The 17,043-nt window shown below is 69.7% G+C and carries 15 protein-coding genes; 9 read left to right on the forward strand and 6 right to left on the reverse strand.

Annotated elements, in window-relative coordinates; genetic code table 11:
- Positions 1–32: 32 nt before the first annotated feature.
- From coaE to AB0M87_RS22620, 3 genes are read left to right on the forward strand one after another with little or no spacing between them, the layout of a single operon-like run.
- Positions 33–680 (forward strand): dephospho-CoA kinase, encoded by a 648-nt coding sequence (gene coaE / locus AB0M87_RS22610; RefSeq protein WP_365855643.1) that lies wholly within the window; start codon positions 33–35, stop codon positions 678–680.
- A 25-nt stretch (positions 681–705) separates the two neighbouring features.
- Positions 706–1,119: a tetratricopeptide repeat protein gene (locus AB0M87_RS22615; RefSeq protein ID WP_365855645.1), complete on the forward strand. Its 414-nt coding sequence runs from the start codon at positions 706–708 to the stop codon at positions 1,117–1,119.
- A 49-nt stretch (positions 1,120–1,168) separates the two neighbouring features.
- Positions 1,169–1,867 carry a class I SAM-dependent methyltransferase gene (locus AB0M87_RS22620; RefSeq protein WP_365855647.1) on the forward strand — a complete coding sequence of 233 codons (699 nt, stop codon included), beginning with the start codon at positions 1,169–1,171 and terminating at the stop codon, positions 1,865–1,867.
- Positions 1,868–1,874: 7 nt separating this feature from the next.
- Here the strand turns inward: AB0M87_RS22620 and AB0M87_RS22625 are convergent, their stop codons facing one another.
- Positions 1,875–2,210: a hypothetical protein gene (locus tag AB0M87_RS22625; protein WP_365855649.1), complete on the reverse strand. Its 336-nt coding sequence runs from the start codon at positions 2,208–2,210 to the stop codon at positions 1,875–1,877.
- A gap of 303 nt (positions 2,211–2,513) precedes the next feature.
- Here AB0M87_RS22625 and AB0M87_RS22630 point away from each other — a divergent pair, with 303 nt between their 5' ends.
- From AB0M87_RS22630 to AB0M87_RS22640, 3 genes are all read left to right on the forward strand, one after another.
- Positions 2,514–3,986, forward strand: a complete 1,473-nt coding sequence (locus tag AB0M87_RS22630) for a carboxylesterase family protein (protein ID WP_365855651.1) — start codon at positions 2,514–2,516, stop codon at positions 3,984–3,986.
- A gap of 168 nt (positions 3,987–4,154) precedes the next feature.
- Positions 4,155–6,974 carry a DEAD/DEAH box helicase gene (locus tag AB0M87_RS22635; RefSeq protein WP_365855940.1) on the forward strand — a complete coding sequence of 940 codons (2,820 nt, stop codon included), beginning with the start codon at positions 4,155–4,157 and terminating at the stop codon, positions 6,972–6,974.
- Entirely contained in the window at positions 6,971–8,137 is a 1,167-nt protein-coding gene (locus AB0M87_RS22640; RefSeq protein ID WP_365855653.1) for an SWIM zinc finger family protein, read from the forward strand. The genes AB0M87_RS22635 and AB0M87_RS22640 overlap by 4 nt, the downstream gene beginning before the upstream one ends.
- Before the next feature lie 356 nt (positions 8,138–8,493).
- Here AB0M87_RS22640 and AB0M87_RS22645 read toward each other — a convergent pair whose 3' ends face one another.
- Complete coding sequence (locus tag AB0M87_RS22645) at positions 8,494–8,862, reverse strand: SUKH-3 domain-containing protein (RefSeq protein WP_365855655.1); 369 nt, start codon at positions 8,860–8,862, stop codon at positions 8,494–8,496.
- A 471-nt stretch (positions 8,863–9,333) separates the two neighbouring features.
- On the opposite strand from AB0M87_RS22645, the gene AB0M87_RS22650 reads away from it, so the two are divergent.
- Positions 9,334–9,972, forward strand: a complete 639-nt coding sequence (locus AB0M87_RS22650; RefSeq protein ID WP_365855657.1) for a uridine kinase — start codon at positions 9,334–9,336, stop codon at positions 9,970–9,972.
- A gap of 68 nt (positions 9,973–10,040) precedes the next feature.
- Here the strand turns inward: AB0M87_RS22650 and AB0M87_RS22655 are convergent, their stop codons facing one another.
- The 4 genes from AB0M87_RS22655 to AB0M87_RS22670 all read right to left on the reverse strand — a co-directional run bounded on the left by AB0M87_RS22655 (position 10,041) and on the right by AB0M87_RS22670 (position 14,080).
- The gene (locus AB0M87_RS22655; protein WP_365855659.1) at positions 10,041–10,940 is read right to left on the reverse strand and encodes a sugar kinase; all 900 of its coding nucleotides are present in this window, start codon (positions 10,938–10,940) and stop codon (positions 10,041–10,043) included.
- Positions 10,937–11,845: a pseudouridine-5'-phosphate glycosidase gene (locus AB0M87_RS22660; RefSeq protein ID WP_365855661.1), complete on the reverse strand. Its 909-nt coding sequence runs from the start codon at positions 11,843–11,845 to the stop codon at positions 10,937–10,939. Before AB0M87_RS22660 ends, AB0M87_RS22655 begins: the two co-directional genes overlap by 4 nt.
- 79 nt (positions 11,846–11,924) lie before the next feature.
- The gene (locus tag AB0M87_RS22665; protein WP_365855663.1) at positions 11,925–13,373 is read right to left on the reverse strand and encodes a WGR domain-containing protein; all 1,449 of its coding nucleotides are present in this window, start codon (positions 13,371–13,373) and stop codon (positions 11,925–11,927) included.
- 161 nt (positions 13,374–13,534) lie between these two features.
- Positions 13,535–14,080, reverse strand: a complete 546-nt coding sequence (locus AB0M87_RS22670; protein ID WP_365855665.1) for a methylated-DNA--[protein]-cysteine S-methyltransferase — start codon at positions 14,078–14,080, stop codon at positions 13,535–13,537.
- Positions 14,081–14,164: 84 nt separating this feature from the next.
- Between AB0M87_RS22670 and uvrB the strand changes: the two genes are divergently transcribed.
- A complete protein-coding gene (gene uvrB, locus AB0M87_RS22675) occupies positions 14,165–16,297 on the forward strand; it encodes an excinuclease ABC subunit UvrB (RefSeq protein WP_365855667.1) in 2,133 nt (710 codons plus the stop codon).
- A gap of 143 nt (positions 16,298–16,440) precedes the next feature.
- The gene (locus AB0M87_RS22680; protein ID WP_365855942.1) at positions 16,441–17,007 is read left to right on the forward strand and encodes a TerD family protein; all 567 of its coding nucleotides are present in this window, start codon (positions 16,441–16,443) and stop codon (positions 17,005–17,007) included.
- Positions 17,008–17,043 lie beyond the last annotated feature (36 nt).

Genomic DNA, 17,043 nt, shown 5'->3' on the forward strand with positions numbered 1-17,043 from the left:
CAGTGCGACCGCACGGCCCGTAGGCTCTCGTCATGCTGAAAGTTGGGTTGACCGGCGGAATCGGTGCCGGAAAGAGCGAAGTGTCCCGTCTGCTCGCTTCGTACGGAGCAGTGCTGGTGGACTCCGACCGTATCGCCCGAGAGGTGGTCGAGCCGGGAACTCCCGGCCTGGCCGCGGTTGTTGAGGTGTTCGGCGAGTCCGTCCTCACGGCGGACGGAACGCTGGACCGTCCCAAGCTCGGCTCGATCGTGTTTTCGGACGCGGACCGCCTGGCGGCGCTGAACGCGATCGTGCACCCGCTCGTCCGGGACCGCTCGGCCGAGTTGGAGAGCCGGGCAGCGGCGGACGCGGTCGTCGTCCATGACGTACCGCTGCTGACGGAGAACGGTCTCGCCCTGCTGTACGACCTGGTCGTCGTAGTGGACGCCGCGCCCGAGACCCAGCTCGAGCGACTGGTGCGGCTCCGCGGCATGCGGGAATCCGAGGCGCGCGCCCGGATGGCCGCCCAGGCCACGCGGGAACAACGCCGTGAGATCGCCGACGTACTGATCGACAACGACGGTCCGCTCGAAGCGCTCGAGCCGCAGGTCCGCAAAGTCTGGGCACAACTGTCCGAGCGTGCGGTGCGCCGGGCGACCGGCACCAGGAACGAGCGGCCACCGGCCACCACGGAAGAGTGAGCAGCAACGAGAGGAAAGACAGGCCATGTCGCACAGCAATCCCGAGACCCACGTCATCGACTACCGCGCGGCGGAACAACTGCTGACGGCACGTGACCCGCGAGGCGCGATCAAGCTTCTCGACGAGGTCATCGCGGTCCACCCGGAGAACACCGCGGCCCGTCTGCTGCGCGCCCGTGCCTTCTTCCTGGCCGCTCAGCTGCGCCCCGCCGAGCTGGAGTTCCAACTGGTGCTGGAACGCGAACCGGACAACGCCTTCGCCCACTTCGCGCTGGCCCGCACTTTTCAGCGGGCCGGCCGCCCGGATCAGGCCAGGCGTCACTTCCGGCTCGCTGCGGCGCTCGACCCCAAGCCGGAGTACCTCGAAGCGGCCCGCTTCGACGCCGGCCAACAAGGCGACGCCGATGCCCCGGGCGACGAACACGACACGCAGGACTGACGGGAACGGCGGCCCGGGCGCGTTCGTTCTGCCTTGCATGAGCGTTCGGATGCGTGAGGGGTACGCGGGGACCGGGCCCGGAGCCAGGACACCCGACGGTTGTTCCGTCGAGCTGTACAAGCGGCTGCCGGTCGGCCATGAACCGGATGTGATCGAGGCGGCGGTGCCCGCCGGCGCGTCCGTCCTCGAACTGGGCAGCGGAGCGGGGCGGGTGACCCGGCCGCTGCTCGACCGCGGCCTCGCCGTGACGGCGGTCGACGAGTCGCCCGAGATGCTGGAGCACGTCCAGGGCGCCCGCACCGTGTGCAGCCCCATCGAAACCCTCGATCTCGGCGAGACCTTCGACGTGGTGCTGCTGGCGTCGTTCCTGGTGCACGCCGGTGATCCGCAGGTCCGCCGTGGCATGCTGCGTGTCTGCCGCCGGCATGTCGGGGACGCCGGCTGTGTGCTGATCCAGCGTGAGGGCCTGGACTGGCACAGCGATGTGCCCAGGACACGGGACAACGGCGCCGGGACCGTGCGGATCGTGTCGGCGACGCCCGTCGGCGACGGGGTCGACTCCATGCTCTGCGAGTACACCTACCCGGATGCAACTTGGACACAGACGTTCCTGTCGCGCCCACTGACCCGTCCGGAGTTCGAGAACCACCTGCTGGCAGCGGGGCTCGCTGTCGACACCTACCTGACGGAGGACGAGACCTGGGTCCGGGCGCTGCCCGTCCGCCGAGTTCGCGCCGGACAGCCGTGACGGCGTGTCAGTGGACCAGCGAATAGCTGCGCCACACCCCCAGCGGAGGCGTCACCCGGACGCTCAGCGTCGTGGCGTTGTACGACGTGGGCTTACCGGTACAGGCGCGGCCCGGGTACAGCACCATGTCGATCAGCGTCTGATTCTGGACGCTCTTGGCGCCCCCGCGCAGCAGTGGGTGACACCCGGTGACTTTCGGGCTGTGGACGGTGACCGTCTGGTCGGTGGGGGTGATGTACGTGATCGGACCGACGGCCGTGCGGCCGAGGCCGGAGCATCCGGCGACACCGAGGGACAGGAGCAGTGCCCCGGCGATGATGCCGAGACGCCGGTGAACGGACATGGGCGGTCCCGTCTCTGCGGAGAGTCACTGGTGGTGGCAACTCTGCCGGGTGCGCCGCCGCACGGCATCCGTTGTTCCGCCGCACGGGGGACGCCGTGCGGCGGAATCATCTGCCGCTGACCATCTGCTGCTGCCCATCGGTTGTTGCCCTTCCGTGGAGCGACAAGTCCCGGGATCTTTACGGGGAGGTCCGCCGCACGGTACGAGGGGGGTAGCCGAAACGGCGGCTGCGACGACCCGATGGGATGCGAATTGAACAGAGAATCGAACACAGAGAGCCGCAACCGCACGGAGCCGGTGTGCATGACGCGCCAGGGGGCGGTCCGCGGGCGGATGGGCGACCACGGGGTGGCGTCCTTTCTCGGCATCCCGTTCGCGGCAGCTCCGTTCGGCCCGCGCCGGTTCCGCGCTCCGGAGCCGCCCGCGTCGTGGGACGGCGTACGGGAGGCGCATGCGTACGGCGCTACCGCGCCGAAGGCTCCGTACGCCCCGCCGTTCGACGCCCTGATCCCCGAGGATCTCGACCAGGACGGCGAGAACTGCCTGAACCTGAACGTCTGGACACCGCAGCCGGGACCCAACGGCGGCCTGCCGGTGCTGGTGTGGCTGCACGGGGGGGCTTTCTCGAACGGCTCCGGTTCGGCGTCGGCCTACCACGGCGGTGCCTTCGCCCGTGACGGGGTGGTCTGTGTGACGGTCAACTACCGCTTGGGGGTGGACGGTTTTCTGCACATCGACGGCGTGCCGGACAACCGTGGGCTGCTCGACCAGATCGCGGCCCTGCAGTGGGTGCGGGAGAACATCGCGTCCTTCGGCGGTGACCCGGACCGGGTGACGGTGTTCGGGGAGTCGGCCGGAGCGATGAGCATCGGAGCGCTGCTGGGGATGAAGGAGGCTCGCGGGCTGTTCCGCCGGGCGGCTTTGCAGAGCGGGGCGGCGCATCACTTCCTGCGGCCGGCTTCGGCCGCGCTGATCACGGCGCGGCTCGCCGGGAACCTGGGGATCGCAGCGACCGCGGAAGCCTTCGCCGCCGTACCCCTCGCGGAGCTGCTGCTCGCGCAGGGAAGGCTGCGCGCCGAGGTCGGCAGCCGACCGGATCCCGCCCTGTGGGGGGAAGCGGCGCTCAACATGATGCCGTTCGAACCGGTGCTCCCGGAGCTCACGCTGCCCGGTCCGGACTGCGGTGTCGACCTGCTGGTGGGCAGTAACCGGGAGGAGAACCGGCTGTTCATGGTCCCCACCGAGCGGATGGACACCATCACCGAAGAGCGGCTGCGGCTGGTCGTGGCAGGTTACGGCCTGGACCCGGACCGCGCGCTCGCGGTGTATCGGGCCACCCGGCCCGGGGCGACGCCCGGCGAACTGTTCGACGCGGTGGTGACTGACTGGTTCTACCGGATTCCCGCGCTCCGTCTCGCCGAGGCGGTCCCCGGTTCACATGTGTACGAATTCGCCTGGCGCTCTCCGCAGTACGGCGGAAGGCTCGGCGCCTGCCATGCTTCCGAGCTGGGCTTCGTCTTCGACAACCTGGCAGACCCCTCGTATGCCCCGATGCTGGGGGACCATCCGCCGCAGCCGCTCGCGGATGCCATGCACGGCGCGTGGGTGGCTTTCGCGACGACGGGGAACCCCGGCTGGGCGGCGTACGACGGGGTGGGCACGGCAACCCGGGGCGCTGCGACGCCGAGCCGTACCACCATGGTCTTCGGCGAGCAGACGGCCGTCGAGCCGGACCCGCGGTCGGCGGAGCGCGCCCTGTGGAGCGGGGTGCGCTGAGCGGACGGGGCGGCCCCGGGACAGCGTGACGCGCACTGCCAGTAGCTGATCATCGGGCCCGGCCTGCGGTGCTTTCCCCGCTCGATGCCCGTTGTCAGACCCCCCGCCTAGACTCGCAGACAGATCAGAACCAGGGCGGGGCCGGGGCGCGGAGAGCAGGTGAGCGGGGTGTCGGGGGCAGCGCAGGACAGCGGGGCCGGTGCGGCGACGGCTGCTGTTCTCGGCCGCAGAGCCGCCGTGTTTCTGCCTGCCGCGCTGCCCCGGGACGGCCGGTTCGCCTTCTGGGATCCGGCGGGCGAGGAAACGGGGCCTGACGAGCTCATGGTCGTACGGCAACAGGGCGTCGCGGCCCGCCGCCGCACCGTCCCTGCCGTACTGATGCCCGTGGCGGAAGCGCTGCCGCTGCTGATCGCTGCCCGGCAGTCCCCGGTGGCGCACCCCGCCGCCCGTTGCTGGGGCGCGGCCGCGCTGCACGCCCTGCAGCTGGTCGCGCGAGGGCGGCTGCTCCCCGGCCTGACCGCAGATGACCATGACGCCTGGCGGGCCGGTCCGCTGGACGCCGAGGACATCGCGCACCTGCGGGCCGTCGCCGCAGCCATGCCGCCCGAGGCGCATGCCACGCCGCTGCCCGGCCGCACCCCGATCGAGCTGCCCCAGCCCGAGGCACTGCTGCGCGCGTTCCTTGATGCGGTCGCCGACAGCCTGCCCCGCACCCCGGCCGCGGCACATGCGGTGGGCGCCCCCTATGCGGCCCCCGGGGCGCAGCATCTGCCGGGGCTGCGCGAGTGGAGCATGGAGGTGGCAGCGGGATCGGACGCCGGCGTGCAGGTCTCCCTGCGCCTCGACTTCTCCGGATACGACCTCTTCGACCACTCCGAGGACCCCGGGTCAGCGGAGCGGCGGGCCGGCGCTGCCGTCGTTCAGGTGCACAGTCTCGCCGACCCGACGCTGGTCATCGACGCCGGCCGGCTCTGGGCCGGCGAGGGCGACGAGCACTTCGGCCCCCGGGCGCGGATCGACGCGGTGCTCGCACTGCGGCGCGCGGCGCGGATCTGGCCGCCCCTGGCCGGCCTGCTCGAGCAGCCGGTGCCCGACGTGCTGCCTCTCTCCGAGGAGGAGCTGTACGAGCTGCTCGGGCCGGCGGCTCCCCGGCTCGACGCAGCCGGGGTGGCCGTGCACTGGCCGCGCGACATGGTCCGGTCCCTGACCGCCACCGCCGTGGTGCGGCCCGCGCCGGGATCGGCCACCGACGGCACCCCCTTCTTCGACGCGGACGAACTCTTCTCCTTCAGCTGGCAACTCGCTCTCGGCGACGACCGGCTGACCGACGCCGAGATGGACGCCCTGGCCGAAGCGCACCGCCCGATCGTGCGGCTGCGCGACCAGTGGGTGGTGGTCGACCCCGACCTCGTACGCAAGGCGCGCAAGCGGGAGCTGGGGCTGCTGGAGCCGGTGGACGCGCTGTCCGTCGCGCTCACCGGCAGCGCCGAGGTGGACGGCGAGACGGTCGAAGCCGTACCGGTGGGCGCGCTCGCCGCGCTGCACACCCGACTGACCACCGAGGCCGCCGCACCGCCCCAGCCGCCGGGGCTGGACGCCACTCTGCGGGACTACCAGCTGCGCGGTCTCGGCTGGCTCGATCTCATGACCTCGCTGGGGCTCGGCGGCTGCCTTGCCGATGACATGGGACTGGGCAAGACGATCACCCTGATCGCCCTCCATCTGCACCGGGCCCGCAGCGAACCAACCCTCGTGGTGTGCCCCGCCTCGCTGCTCGGCAACTGGCAGCGGGAGATCACCCGCTTCGCACCGGGGGTGCCGGTCCGCCGCTTCCACGGCACGGACCGCGCCCTCCCGTGCAGGGACGGCGGTTTCGTCCTCACCACCTACGGAACGATGCGCACCAGCGCGGCCGAACTGGCCACTCAGCGCTGGGGCATGGTCGTGGCCGACGAGGCCCAGCACATCAAGAACCCCAACGCGGCGACGGCGAAGGCCCTGCGCACCATCCCCGCGCCGGCCCGCGTCGCACTCACCGGCACCCCGGTCGAGAACAACCTGTCCGAGCTCTGGGCACTGCTCGACTGGACGACACCGGGACTGCTCGGCCCCCTGAAGACATTCCGGGCCCGCCACGCCAGGATCGTCGAGAACGGCGAGGAGGACGGCGCGGTGGAACGGCTGGCCCAGCTGGTCCGGCCGTTCCTGCTCCGCAGGAAGAAGTCCGACCCCGGTATCGCGCCGGAACTGCCACCGAAGACGGAAACCGACCATCCGGTCTCCCTCACCCGTGAACAAGCCTCCCTTTACCAGGCCGTGGTCCGCGAATCCATGGCGGTGATCGAGGACGACGAAGGCATCGGCCGGCGCGCCCAGATCATGAAACTGCTCACCGCGCTCAAACAGATCTGCAACCATCCCGCGCAGTATCTGAAGGAGGGGCCCAGCCGTCTCGCGGGACGCTCCGGCAAGCTGGCCCTGCTCGATGAACTCCTCGACACGATTCTCTCGGAGGGCGGCTCCGTACTGGTCTTCACCCAGTACGTCGCGATGGCGCGTCTGCTCTCGGAGCACCTCACGGCGCGCGGTATCGGGTCCCAGTTGCTGCACGGCGGCACACCGGTGGCCCGGCGCGAGGAGATGGTGGACGGGTTTCAGTCCGGCCGGTCCCCGGTCTTCCTGCTCTCCCTGAAGGCCGCCGGCACCGGCCTGAACCTGACGCGGGCCGGTCACGTCATCCACTACGACCGCTGGTGGAACCCGGCCGTGGAGGAACAGGCCACCGACCGTGCCTACCGCATCGGCCAGACCCAGCCTGTGCAGGTCCACCGGCTGATCGCGGAAGGTACGGTCGAGGACCGGATCGCCGAAATGCTCGCGGCCAAGCGAGCGCTGGCCGACGCGGTGCTCGGCTCGGGCGAGAGCGCGCTCACCGAACTGGACGACGCGGCCCTCGCCGACCTGGTGTCGCTGCGGAGGCCGTCATGAGCAGCTGGTGGGGAAACGCCTGGGTGGCCGCCCTGGAAGCCCTCTCGCTGGATGCGGGACGCCTCGACCGGGGCCGGAAGTACGCCGACGCCGGCCACGTCGCCGCGGTGAACGTGGCCCCGGGCCGCATCCTGTCGTACGTGCACGGCAGCAGGCCGCGCCCCTACCGGTCGGAGTTGCGTCTGCGGACCCTCTCCGACAGCGACTGGGACCAATTCCTGGACGCGGCGGCCGCCCAGCCCGGCCACATCGCCGCCCTGCTCGACAAGGACATGCCGCACTCGCTGGTCGACGCGGCGGCCGATGCGGGCGTCGCTCTGCTTCCGGCCCCCGGCGACCTCACCCCGTCCTGCTCCTGCCCCGACAGCGGCTACCCCTGCAAGCACGCCGCCGCCCTCTGCTACGAAACGGCGAAGCTGCTCGACGCCGACCCGTTCGTACTGCTGCTGATCCGCGGCAGAAGCGAGCGGGAACTCCTCGACGAACTCGCCAAGCGCAACGCGGCCCAGTCCGCCCGTGAGCAGCCCACGGTGGCGCCCGCCCGAGGCATCCCCGCCAGGGAAGCGCTCACCCCCCGCCCCCTGCCGCCGCTCCCTGCACCACTGCAGGTCGGACCGCACCCCGGGCAGCCACCGGCCTATCCCGAAGCGCCCGGCGCTCCGGCCGCGCTCTCCCTGGAGCAGCTCGCCACCGAGGCCGCCGCCCGAGCGCACACGCTGCTCACCACCGGCATCGACCCCGTCAGCGGCCTCACCCCCTGGCAGGACGCGGTCAGGCTGGCCGCCGCCCACCCCACTGCGGGGCTGACCGCCACGACTCGGAAGGTGTATCGCGATCTCGCGGCCGCCACCGGCCGCACGCCCACCGAGCTGGCCCGGGCGGTCGCCGCCTGGCGGCAGGGCGGCATTCAAGGCCTGGCCGTACTGGAAACGCCGTGGGACCCACCGGCCGGCCCCTTCGACCGCGCTCGCCCGGCGCTCGCCGCCGCTGGACGTCCACGTTTCCAGCCCTGGCGCAACCATCTGACGGTCCCCGGCGGCGCGGTCCAGCTGCGCTTCGGCCAGGACGGCCGGTGGTATACCTACGAGTCCGACCCCGGCAGGGACGACTGGTGGCCCAGGGGCACCCCGCACGCCGACCCGGTGGAGGCGCTGCGACGTTAGCCGGGCAGTGGGCGTCCGCCACCGCGACGCCAGCACGCGCACGCCGTACAGCGGAGTGCCGACAGCGTCCTTTGATGCGATGACGGCGTATTGCAAAAGCCGTGGCCGGATACACCTATCGCTGTGCGGAAACCGCTCCTGGACGCCCGGATTCAGGAAGTAGTGGGTTAACCGGACCCCGGCACCTTCGCTGAGCCTGTCCAAGGTCTCTCACTGTCCGCCTCCGCTGTACGGGGCTCGAACCGGAACGGCGCAAGCGCCAGGGGCCGCCGTCCCAGCTACCGAATCCCCTCGACGAGCTTCTCGAGTGCCTTGTCGGCGGTCTCGGCCAGCAAAGTCACGCTTTCCCTGCCGGTTTAGATCGCGCCATTCGGGGCGATGCCCAGGTAGCTGTTGCCACGATCGGCAGCACCGATGGGATAGAGGTACGCTCCTGCCTCCTCGCTGAGCACCTCGTAGATTTCGTCGTCCCACGCTGCCAGGGTCGGATCGAGCCGGAACTCCATCCGAGCCATCGTCCTGCCCGGCCCTCCGAAGGGCACCGACAGCCCACCGAACTCAGTGAGAAATCGCCTTGCCGTCGCATGGATCTCGAAGCGTCCCTGCTCGCGCAAGACGCTTTCCCATTCCTTCGTGGACACTGAGCGGCCGGGGTACCACCCGGCGAGTCGCAACACGCGGTCGGTCTTGCCGGACCAGCAACCCTGCATGGGTTCATCACTCATCCCTGGCCCATCTCTGGAACACTGCCCTCACTCCGAGTTCGCCACGTAGATGCTGGCACGGCCCGCAGGGAGCCTTCGGCGCACCGTGCTTGAACGGCCCGGCTGACTGCGGCCGGTCGTGCTTGCCGTTGCGCTCCATTCACGCAAGGCTTTTCGAAGAGGTATCGGCTACGCCGGGTCGTGCGGAGTCTCCGGACTTGCGCTGTCGTGCCGGGCGGCCCTCGGGAACGGTGCACGGCGCTTCCATGCGGGCCTTCGCGGGAGTGATTCGTCCGGCAGAGCGCCCAGTGGCTGGACGGGTCTTCGTTCGAACCGTACGAACCGGCTCGGGCGAAACACAATCAGATCATTCGCAGTTGAAAAGGGCATCAAGCCCAACGATGTCAGCACCGTCGGCGCCGGCTCGAAGAAGCATCGCCGTGGAAGCACTCGAACATGTGTGGGCGCCACGCCTTCGGTGATGATGGAAAGGTGCGACTCGAAGCGATCTCCTGGGAGCGGCTGACCGACGCCCTCGCACGGCATGCGGAGGCCCTGAAGGCAGCGGACGGCGGCCCGTGGCCGAAGGTCGCGGTGGACGGCGCCCCCGCCGCGCCCACCGGCCGGCTGGCAGAGTCCGTCGCGGAGGCGCTCCGGACGCGCGGTCGGTCCGTGCATGTGGTGAGCACCCAGGGCTTTCTGCGCCCGGCGTCGCTCCGGTACGAGTACGGCAAGCAGGACCCGGACTCCTACTACGACAGCTGGTTCGACACCGGTGCGCTGTGGCGTGAGGTCTTCGGGCCGCTGGAGGCGGGAGCCAGCGGGCGGGTGCTGCCCGATCTCTGGGATCCGGTGACGGATCGCGCCACCCGCAGCCCGTACCGGCAGCTGCCGGAAGGCACGGTTCTGATCGTCCACGGGCCCCTGCTGCTGGGGAACTGGTTTCCCTTCGATCTGAGCGTGCATCTCCACCTGTCGCCGGGCGCCCTGCAACGCCGTACCGAGAAGACCGAGCAGTGGGTGCTGCCCGCTTTCCGGCGGTACGAGGACGAGGCCGATCCGGTGGCGAGCGCGGACGTGGTGGTGCGGGCGGACCATCCTGACCATCTGGCCTGGAGCGGACCCGGTTAGGTTCCGTCGGACGCCGGACCCCACCCGCAGGACAAGCGGCCCGCAGCGCTACCAGGGTGAGGTGGATATCAGGACGGTGGCGGGCGGCCCCCGAGTGAGGCAACCGCCTGTGCTCCCATCCGGCAGCCCGTGACCGCGGCCGTCGTGTCGTTGGCCCCCGTCAGCCGGGCAGCGAGAAATCCCCCGGTGAAGGCGTCGCCCGCGCCCGTCGAGTCGACCGCACGTGCATCGACCGGTGGGATACGCGCGGTCACCGCGCCGGATGCCGCGAGCAACGCGCCCCGAGCGCCCAGGGTGACGGCGACCAACGCCGCGTGGCGGCTCAGTTTCGCCGCCGCGTCAGCCGGCTCCGGCAGGTCGGTGAGCACACTGGCCTCCGCCGCGTTGGGCAGCAGCACATCCACGCCTTCCGTCAGTGCCAGGAACCGGTCCACGCCGACTGCGGTGATGAATCCGCTCGATGCCGGATCCACGCTCACCGGGATGCCCCGCGTGTGCGCTTCCCGGATGGCCGGCAGGACGGCCCCACGGCTCGCTTCGGCGAAGAGCAGGTATCCGGAAATGTGGAGGTGTCCGACCCCGTCGAGGAGATCGGGCGACCAGTCGTCGGCCGACAACCGCAGGGCTGCGCCGCTGTCGGTGAGGAAAGTCCGTTCGGCCGCGGAGTCGACAAGGGCGACGACCGTCGCCGTTGGTGACCGGTCGTCGACGACCAGCCGGGTGCGCACTCCGGCACCGCGCAGCTGGCTCCCGTGCCAGGCCACCGACTCTGCTCCGACCCGCGCCAGGAGCCGCACGTCCCGCAGCCCCGCGTGCACGGCCCAGCAGGCGACATTGGCACCGGCCCCACCCGGCAGACTTCGGATCTCGGCCTCCGTGTCCGTACCGGGCGTGAGCGGAGCCCGGTGCCGGGCCACGATGTCGGTGACCACATCACCGATGACCAGCAGCGCACCCGGCCCGGTCACATCGCCGCCGCGATCCGCGCCGCCAGCCGCACATTGCCTCGCACCGCCGCCAAGTTGGCCTCCAGGGACGCTCCTTCCGTCCGTCGCATCAGATACTCGAGCAGGAACGGGGTCACCGCCTGCCCGGTGATCCCGCGTGCCCGGCTCTCCTCGAGGGCCTCCTCCAGAACGAGGTCGTGCAGGGCAGGGTTCAGTTGCTCCGACTCGGGCACCGGGTTCGCCACGATCAGTGCGGCATCGGGGCCACCGAGCGCATCCTGCGCCCGGATGGCGCCTACCACGTCTTCGGGGGTCTGCACCGTCCAGTCGACCGGCTCTCCCGAACTGCTGAGGTAGAACCCGGGGAAGACCTCCGTCCGGTAGCCCACGATCCCGACGCCGAGCGTCTCCAGCCGCTGGAGCGTCGCCGGCACGTCCAGGATCGACTTCACCCCTGCGCACACCACCGCGATCCGGACCCGGGCCAGCAGCCGCAGGTCCGCCGACTCGTCCTGCGTCTCCGTCCAGCCCCGGTGTACGCCGCCGAGCCCGCCCGTGGCGAAGACCCTGATCCCGGCCCTGGAGGCCAGCAGCGCCGTGGCGGAGACGGTCGTTGCCCCGCTCGCCCCTGCCGCAAAAGCCGGGGCCAGATCGCGATGTCCCAGCTTGCGGAACCGGTCGTCACGCGCGACCCGTTCCAACTCGGCTTTGTCCAGGCCGATACGGGCCCTTCCATCGAGCACGGCGATGGTTGCCGGGACAGCGTCCGCATCACGTACCAGCGCCTCCAGTTCCTCGGCGACGTGCAGGTTGCGCGGGCGTGGCAGTCCGTGGGCGATGATCGTCGACTCCAGAGCGACGACGGGACGGCGCCGGTCGAGAGCTTCCCGTACCTCGTCGGACAGCAGCAGCGTGGTATCGGACATGCCCCCATTCCTGGCACGCCGGGCCCCGCGCCAAACGTCGGGTACCGGTCACAGTCACGATCGGGCCGGCGCCCGGCGGCTACACCAGGCGCTTTATCTCGCCGCGCACCCGGTAGAAGCCACCGGATGAGGAGTGCAGAGCGTCCACCACATAGCGCGCCCCGGGCTGCCGTATCGCCCGGGGGAACTGGACGTGCCAGGAAGGCTCATAGCCGTCCGAGATCACCTGCACCCGGAGTCGTCCGCCGGCCTGGACGCACTCCACCACGATCCCGGCCCCCGGGGCGGGCAGCGAACTGACGGTGGCCACGGTCGCTGTGGGGGTGTAGGTGGGTAGCGCGGCGGCTTGCTTGACGTCCATCGCGACCGGCACGTTTCCGCCCTGCGCCGCGGTGATCGCCGCCCCGCTCGCATCGATGCAGGACAGCGCGCCGTCGGTGGTGACGATGTACAGCCGCTCGTCGCGGTACTGCATGGAGAGCGCGGCGCCACCGCCCGTCCCGAGCTTCCACAGCCGGGTGCCGTCCGCAGCGAAGCAGTAGACGGACGAGGCCAGGTCACCGGCGAAGACGTACTCCCCGTCGGCCGAGGTCGCGCAGGAGTACACCGCTGCGTCGCACTGGTACCTGGCCTCGCTGCGGCCGGTCGCCTTGGCGAGCCGCTCGACGATCTGCCGGCCGGTGCCCGCGTACACGGCGGTCTCCTCCTGCCAGCCGAACAGAACATTGCCGAACGTTCTGGTGTGCCACAGCTCCCCGCTACCGTCCGCGGCGTAGGCGGTCACGCCGTCGGTGTGTCCGTGATAGACCGCGCTTTCGTCGGCGCGCACCATCCAGGCGTTGTTGCCGTGGGACCGGCGCGACCACTGGAATTCGTCTTCGTGGTCGATGACGGTGAGACCCCCGCTGCGGTCCGAGACATTCAGCACGCCCTCATGGATGTCCAGCCAGAAGATGTCCACGTCCTCGGCGATCTCGTATGCGGCGTACGGGACTTTGGACGAAAGGTCGTACACCTTGCCGTCGTCACATCCGGCGTAGATCCAGAAGTCGTCGGCCACCAGGCACTTGACGCCGTCCGGCAACGAGAACCGGGCCAGCACCTCGCCGTCGTGGCCCAGCGTGTAGACATCGCCGCGCTGATTGCCCACCCAGCAGTGGTCCGCATCGATGTGGATGCCGAACGCCGACGCACCGGTACGAAAACGCCAGAGCACCGGCGCGGTCGCTCGTGCGGTCGAAGGCGCCGACGTGACCTGCCGTCGCGTCACGGCCCGGGCCGCGCGCTGTCCCCGTACCGCCGGTGCGTATCCCTTCCGCACCTTCTCGCCGACCTTCTTCGCGGCTGCGGCTTTCGCCTTCTCCGGCGTCGGGAACGACGAAACCTGCCGCTGGCCGTCGGCGCCGATGCGTCCGTACCGGACGGTGACCGTCGTGCCGTCGACGGTCATTTCGTAGAATTTGTGTGCCCCGCCGTCGTCCTGGGACAGCTCCAGATACGTGGTCTTCCCCGCCTGCCCAGCCGCCATGGCGCACCTCTCCCCACGGATCAGCCGGTGCGGCTGATCTTCAGTGATCCCAAGCTAAACGGGGCCACTGACAACGGGTCGGCCGGGAAGCAGAAGCACAGCTCAACCGCTCCTCGACCGGACCGGCCGGGAGATCACCAGGAGGTCAGACGGTCAGACGGTCAGAAGAGAGGCTGCGGCAGAACTCCCTCCAGTGCCAGCAACCGCCGTTTCGTCTCGAGGCCGCCGCCGAAGCCGCCCAGCCCACCGTCGCTCTCCACGACCCGGTGGCACGGCACGACGATCGGCAGGGGGTTCGCCCCCATCGCCGCGCCCACCGCCTGCGCCGCCCCGGGCTGCCTCACTCGGTGTGCCAGGTCGCCGTACCCCACCACGGAGCCATAGGGCACCCCGGTGGCCAGTTCGCGCAATACCTGCCGGTTGAAGCCGGAGGTCAGCGCCCAGTCGAGCGGCAGCGCGAATTCCTGAAGTTCTCCCGCGAAGTAGGCCGCCAGCCGGCTTATGGGCTCGGCCAGCCGCGCGGATTCCGGGGCCTCGACGGGAGGCGCGCCGAACCGGGCAGCCAGCTGCCGCAGAGCCTTCGCGCGCACGTCGGCACCCGCATGGAAGACGACCCGCACCAGCCCCTTGCCGGTCGCGGCGAGCAGCAGCGGCCCGATATCGCTGCCGACCGCTGCCCACTCGATGATCTGCCCGTCGCTGTCCACGACACCACCGTACGGCGGCTCGCCGACCGTCCCGCGGGACCGGGACCGGGGCCCATTGTCGGTGGTGGGTCGTACGGTGGTTGCATGCGGCCCGTTTCCAAGATCGAACGTACGGTGGCGCCCTTCGAGGTCGTCAGTCCCTATCAGCCCAGCGGTGACCAGCCGACGGCCATCGCCGAGCTGGAGAAACGCATTCGTGCAGGTGAGAAGGATGTTGTTCTGCTCGGAGCGACAGGCACCGGCAAGTCGGCGACCACCGCTTGGATGATCGAGAAGCTTCAGCGGCCCACCCTGGTGATGGCTCCGAACAAGACGCTCGCCGCCCAGCTGGCGAACGAGTTCCGCGAGCTGCTCCCGAACAACGCCGTCGAGTACTTCGTGTCCTACTACGACTACTACCAGCCCGAGGCGTACGTACCGCAGTCGGACACCTACATCGAGAAGGACTCCTCCATCAACGAGGAGGTCGAGCGGCTGCGCCACTCGGCGACGAACTCGCTGCTGACCCGCCGCGACGTGGTCGTCGTCGCCTCGGTCTCCTGCATCTACGGCCTCGGGACCCCGCAGGAGTATGTCGACCGGATGGTGTCACTGAAGGTCGGCGAGGAGGTCGACCGGGACGACTTGCTGCGCCGATTCGTGGACATCCAGTACACGCGTAATGACATGGCGTTCACCCGCGGCACCTTCCGGGTCCGCGGGGACACCATCGAGATTTTCCCGGTGTACGAGGAGCTCGCTGTCCGGATCGAGATGTTCGGCGACGAGATCGAGGCGCTGTCCACCCTGCACCCGCTCACCGGCGAGATCATCAGCGAGGATCAGTCGCTCTACGTATTCCCCGCCACCCACTACGTGGCGGGCCCGGAGCGGATGGAAAAGGCGGTCAACGGGATCGAGAAGGAGCTTGAAGGCCGGCTCGCCGAGCTGGACAAGCAGGGCAAGATGCTGGAGTCCCAGCGACTGCGTATGCGAACCACCTACGACCTGGAGATGCTGCGCCAGATCGGCAGCTGTTCCGGTATTGAGAACTACTCGATGCACTTCGACGGTCGCGACCCCGGCACCGCGCCCAACACGCTCATCGACTACTTCCCCGAAGACTTCCTGCTGGTGCTCGACGAGTCGCATGTCACGGTTCCACAGATCGGCGCGATGTACGAAGGAGACGCCTCCCGTAAGCGCACCCTCGTCGATCACGGTTTCCGGCTGCCCTCCGCATTGGACAACAGGCCGCTGAAGTGGGAGGAGTTCCAGCAGCGGATCGGCCAGACGGTCTATCTGTCGGCCACCCCCGGCGCCTACGAACTGTCCCGCGGTGACGGCTTTGTCGAGCAGATCATCCGGCCCACCGGCTTGGTGGATCCCGAGGTCGTCGTCAAGCCCACCGAGGGGCAGATCGACGATCTGGTGCACGAGATCCGCATGCGCACCGAGAAGGACGAGAGGGTTCTGGTCACCACCCTCACCAAGAAGATGGCCGAGGACCTCACCGACTATTTCCTCAATCTGGGTATCCAGGTGCGGTATCTGCACAGCGACGTCGACACGCTCCGCCGTATCGAGCTGCTGCGCGAACTGAGGGCCGGAGAATACGACGTACTGGTCGGCATCAACCTGCTCCGGGAAGGGCTCGACCTCCCCGAGGTGTCGCTGGTCGCGATTCTCGACGCGGACAAGGAAGGCTTTCTGCGGTCGGGGACGTCGTTGATCCAGACGATCGGCCGTGCGGCCCGCAATGTCTCCGGACAGGTCCACATGTACGCCGACCGGATCACTCCGGCCATGGAGAAGGCCATCGAGGAGACCAACCGGCGCCGGGAGAAGCAGGCCGCGTACAACGAGGAGCGCGGTCTGGACCCGCAGCCCCTGCGGAAGAAGATCAACGACATCGTTGCGACGATCGCGCGCGAGGAGGTCGACACCGAGCAACTTCTCGGTACCGGTTACCGCCAGGCAAAGGACGGGAAGCAGGCCCGGACTCCGGTGCCTGCTCTGGGCGGCGCCGCGCCGAAGGGGGCGAAGGGGACGAAGGGGGCGAAGCCGGACCTCACCGACCGGCCCGCAGCCGAACTTGCCGGGATCATCGAGGAGATGACTGAGCGGATGCGGGCCGCGGCCGCTGATCTGCAGTTCGAAGTGGCAGCGCGGTTGCGTGACGAAGTCGGTGAGCTGAAGAAGGAGTTGCGCCAGATGAAGGAGGCCGGGCTCGCCTGACCCCCTTGTTGCAACAACGAAACAAAACCGGCCCGAGCCTCCTTTGTCGTCTGCCCGATTGCGTAGGGTGCGGGTAAAACGTGGGGAAACAGGAGAAGGGACAGCGCGTGACGGCCAATTTTGCCAAGGGCCCTGGCGTCAACCTGACCAAGGGGCAGGCCATCAGCCTGCAGAAGAACGACGGTGGCACCCTGACCGCGGTGCGGATGGGACTCGGTTGGCAGGCGGCGCCGCGCCGCGGGCTCTTCGGGTCGCGCACGCGCGAGATCGACCTCGACGCATCAGCGGTGCTGTTCGCCGACAAGCAGCCGGTGGACGTGGTGTTCTTCCGCCACCTGGTCAGCGACGACGGCTCGGTGAAGCACACCGGCGACAATCTGGTCGGCGGCGCCGGCCAGGGCGGTGACGACGAGGCCATCCTGGTCGACCTCCAGCGCGTTCCGGTGCACATCGACCAGATCGTCTTCACGGTGAACTCCTTCACCGGCCAGACGTTCCAGGAGGTGCAGAACGCGTTCTGCCGCATCGTCGACGAGACCAACGGTGACGAGCTCGCCAGGTACACGCTTGACGGCGGCGGTCAGTTCACCGCCCAGATCATGGCCAAGGTCCACCGTGCGGGCGGCGGCTGGCAGATGACGGCTATCGGAAACCCGGCCAACGGCCGCACCTTTCAGGACCTGATGCCGGCCATCCTGCCGCACCTGTAGGCCCGCGCCACCTCCGGCAGCGAGGCCGACGAGCAG

It is taken from the genome of Streptomyces sp. NPDC051320 (genome assembly GCF_040682175.1).
GTDB lineage: Bacteria > Actinomycetota > Actinomycetes > Streptomycetales > Streptomycetaceae > Streptomyces.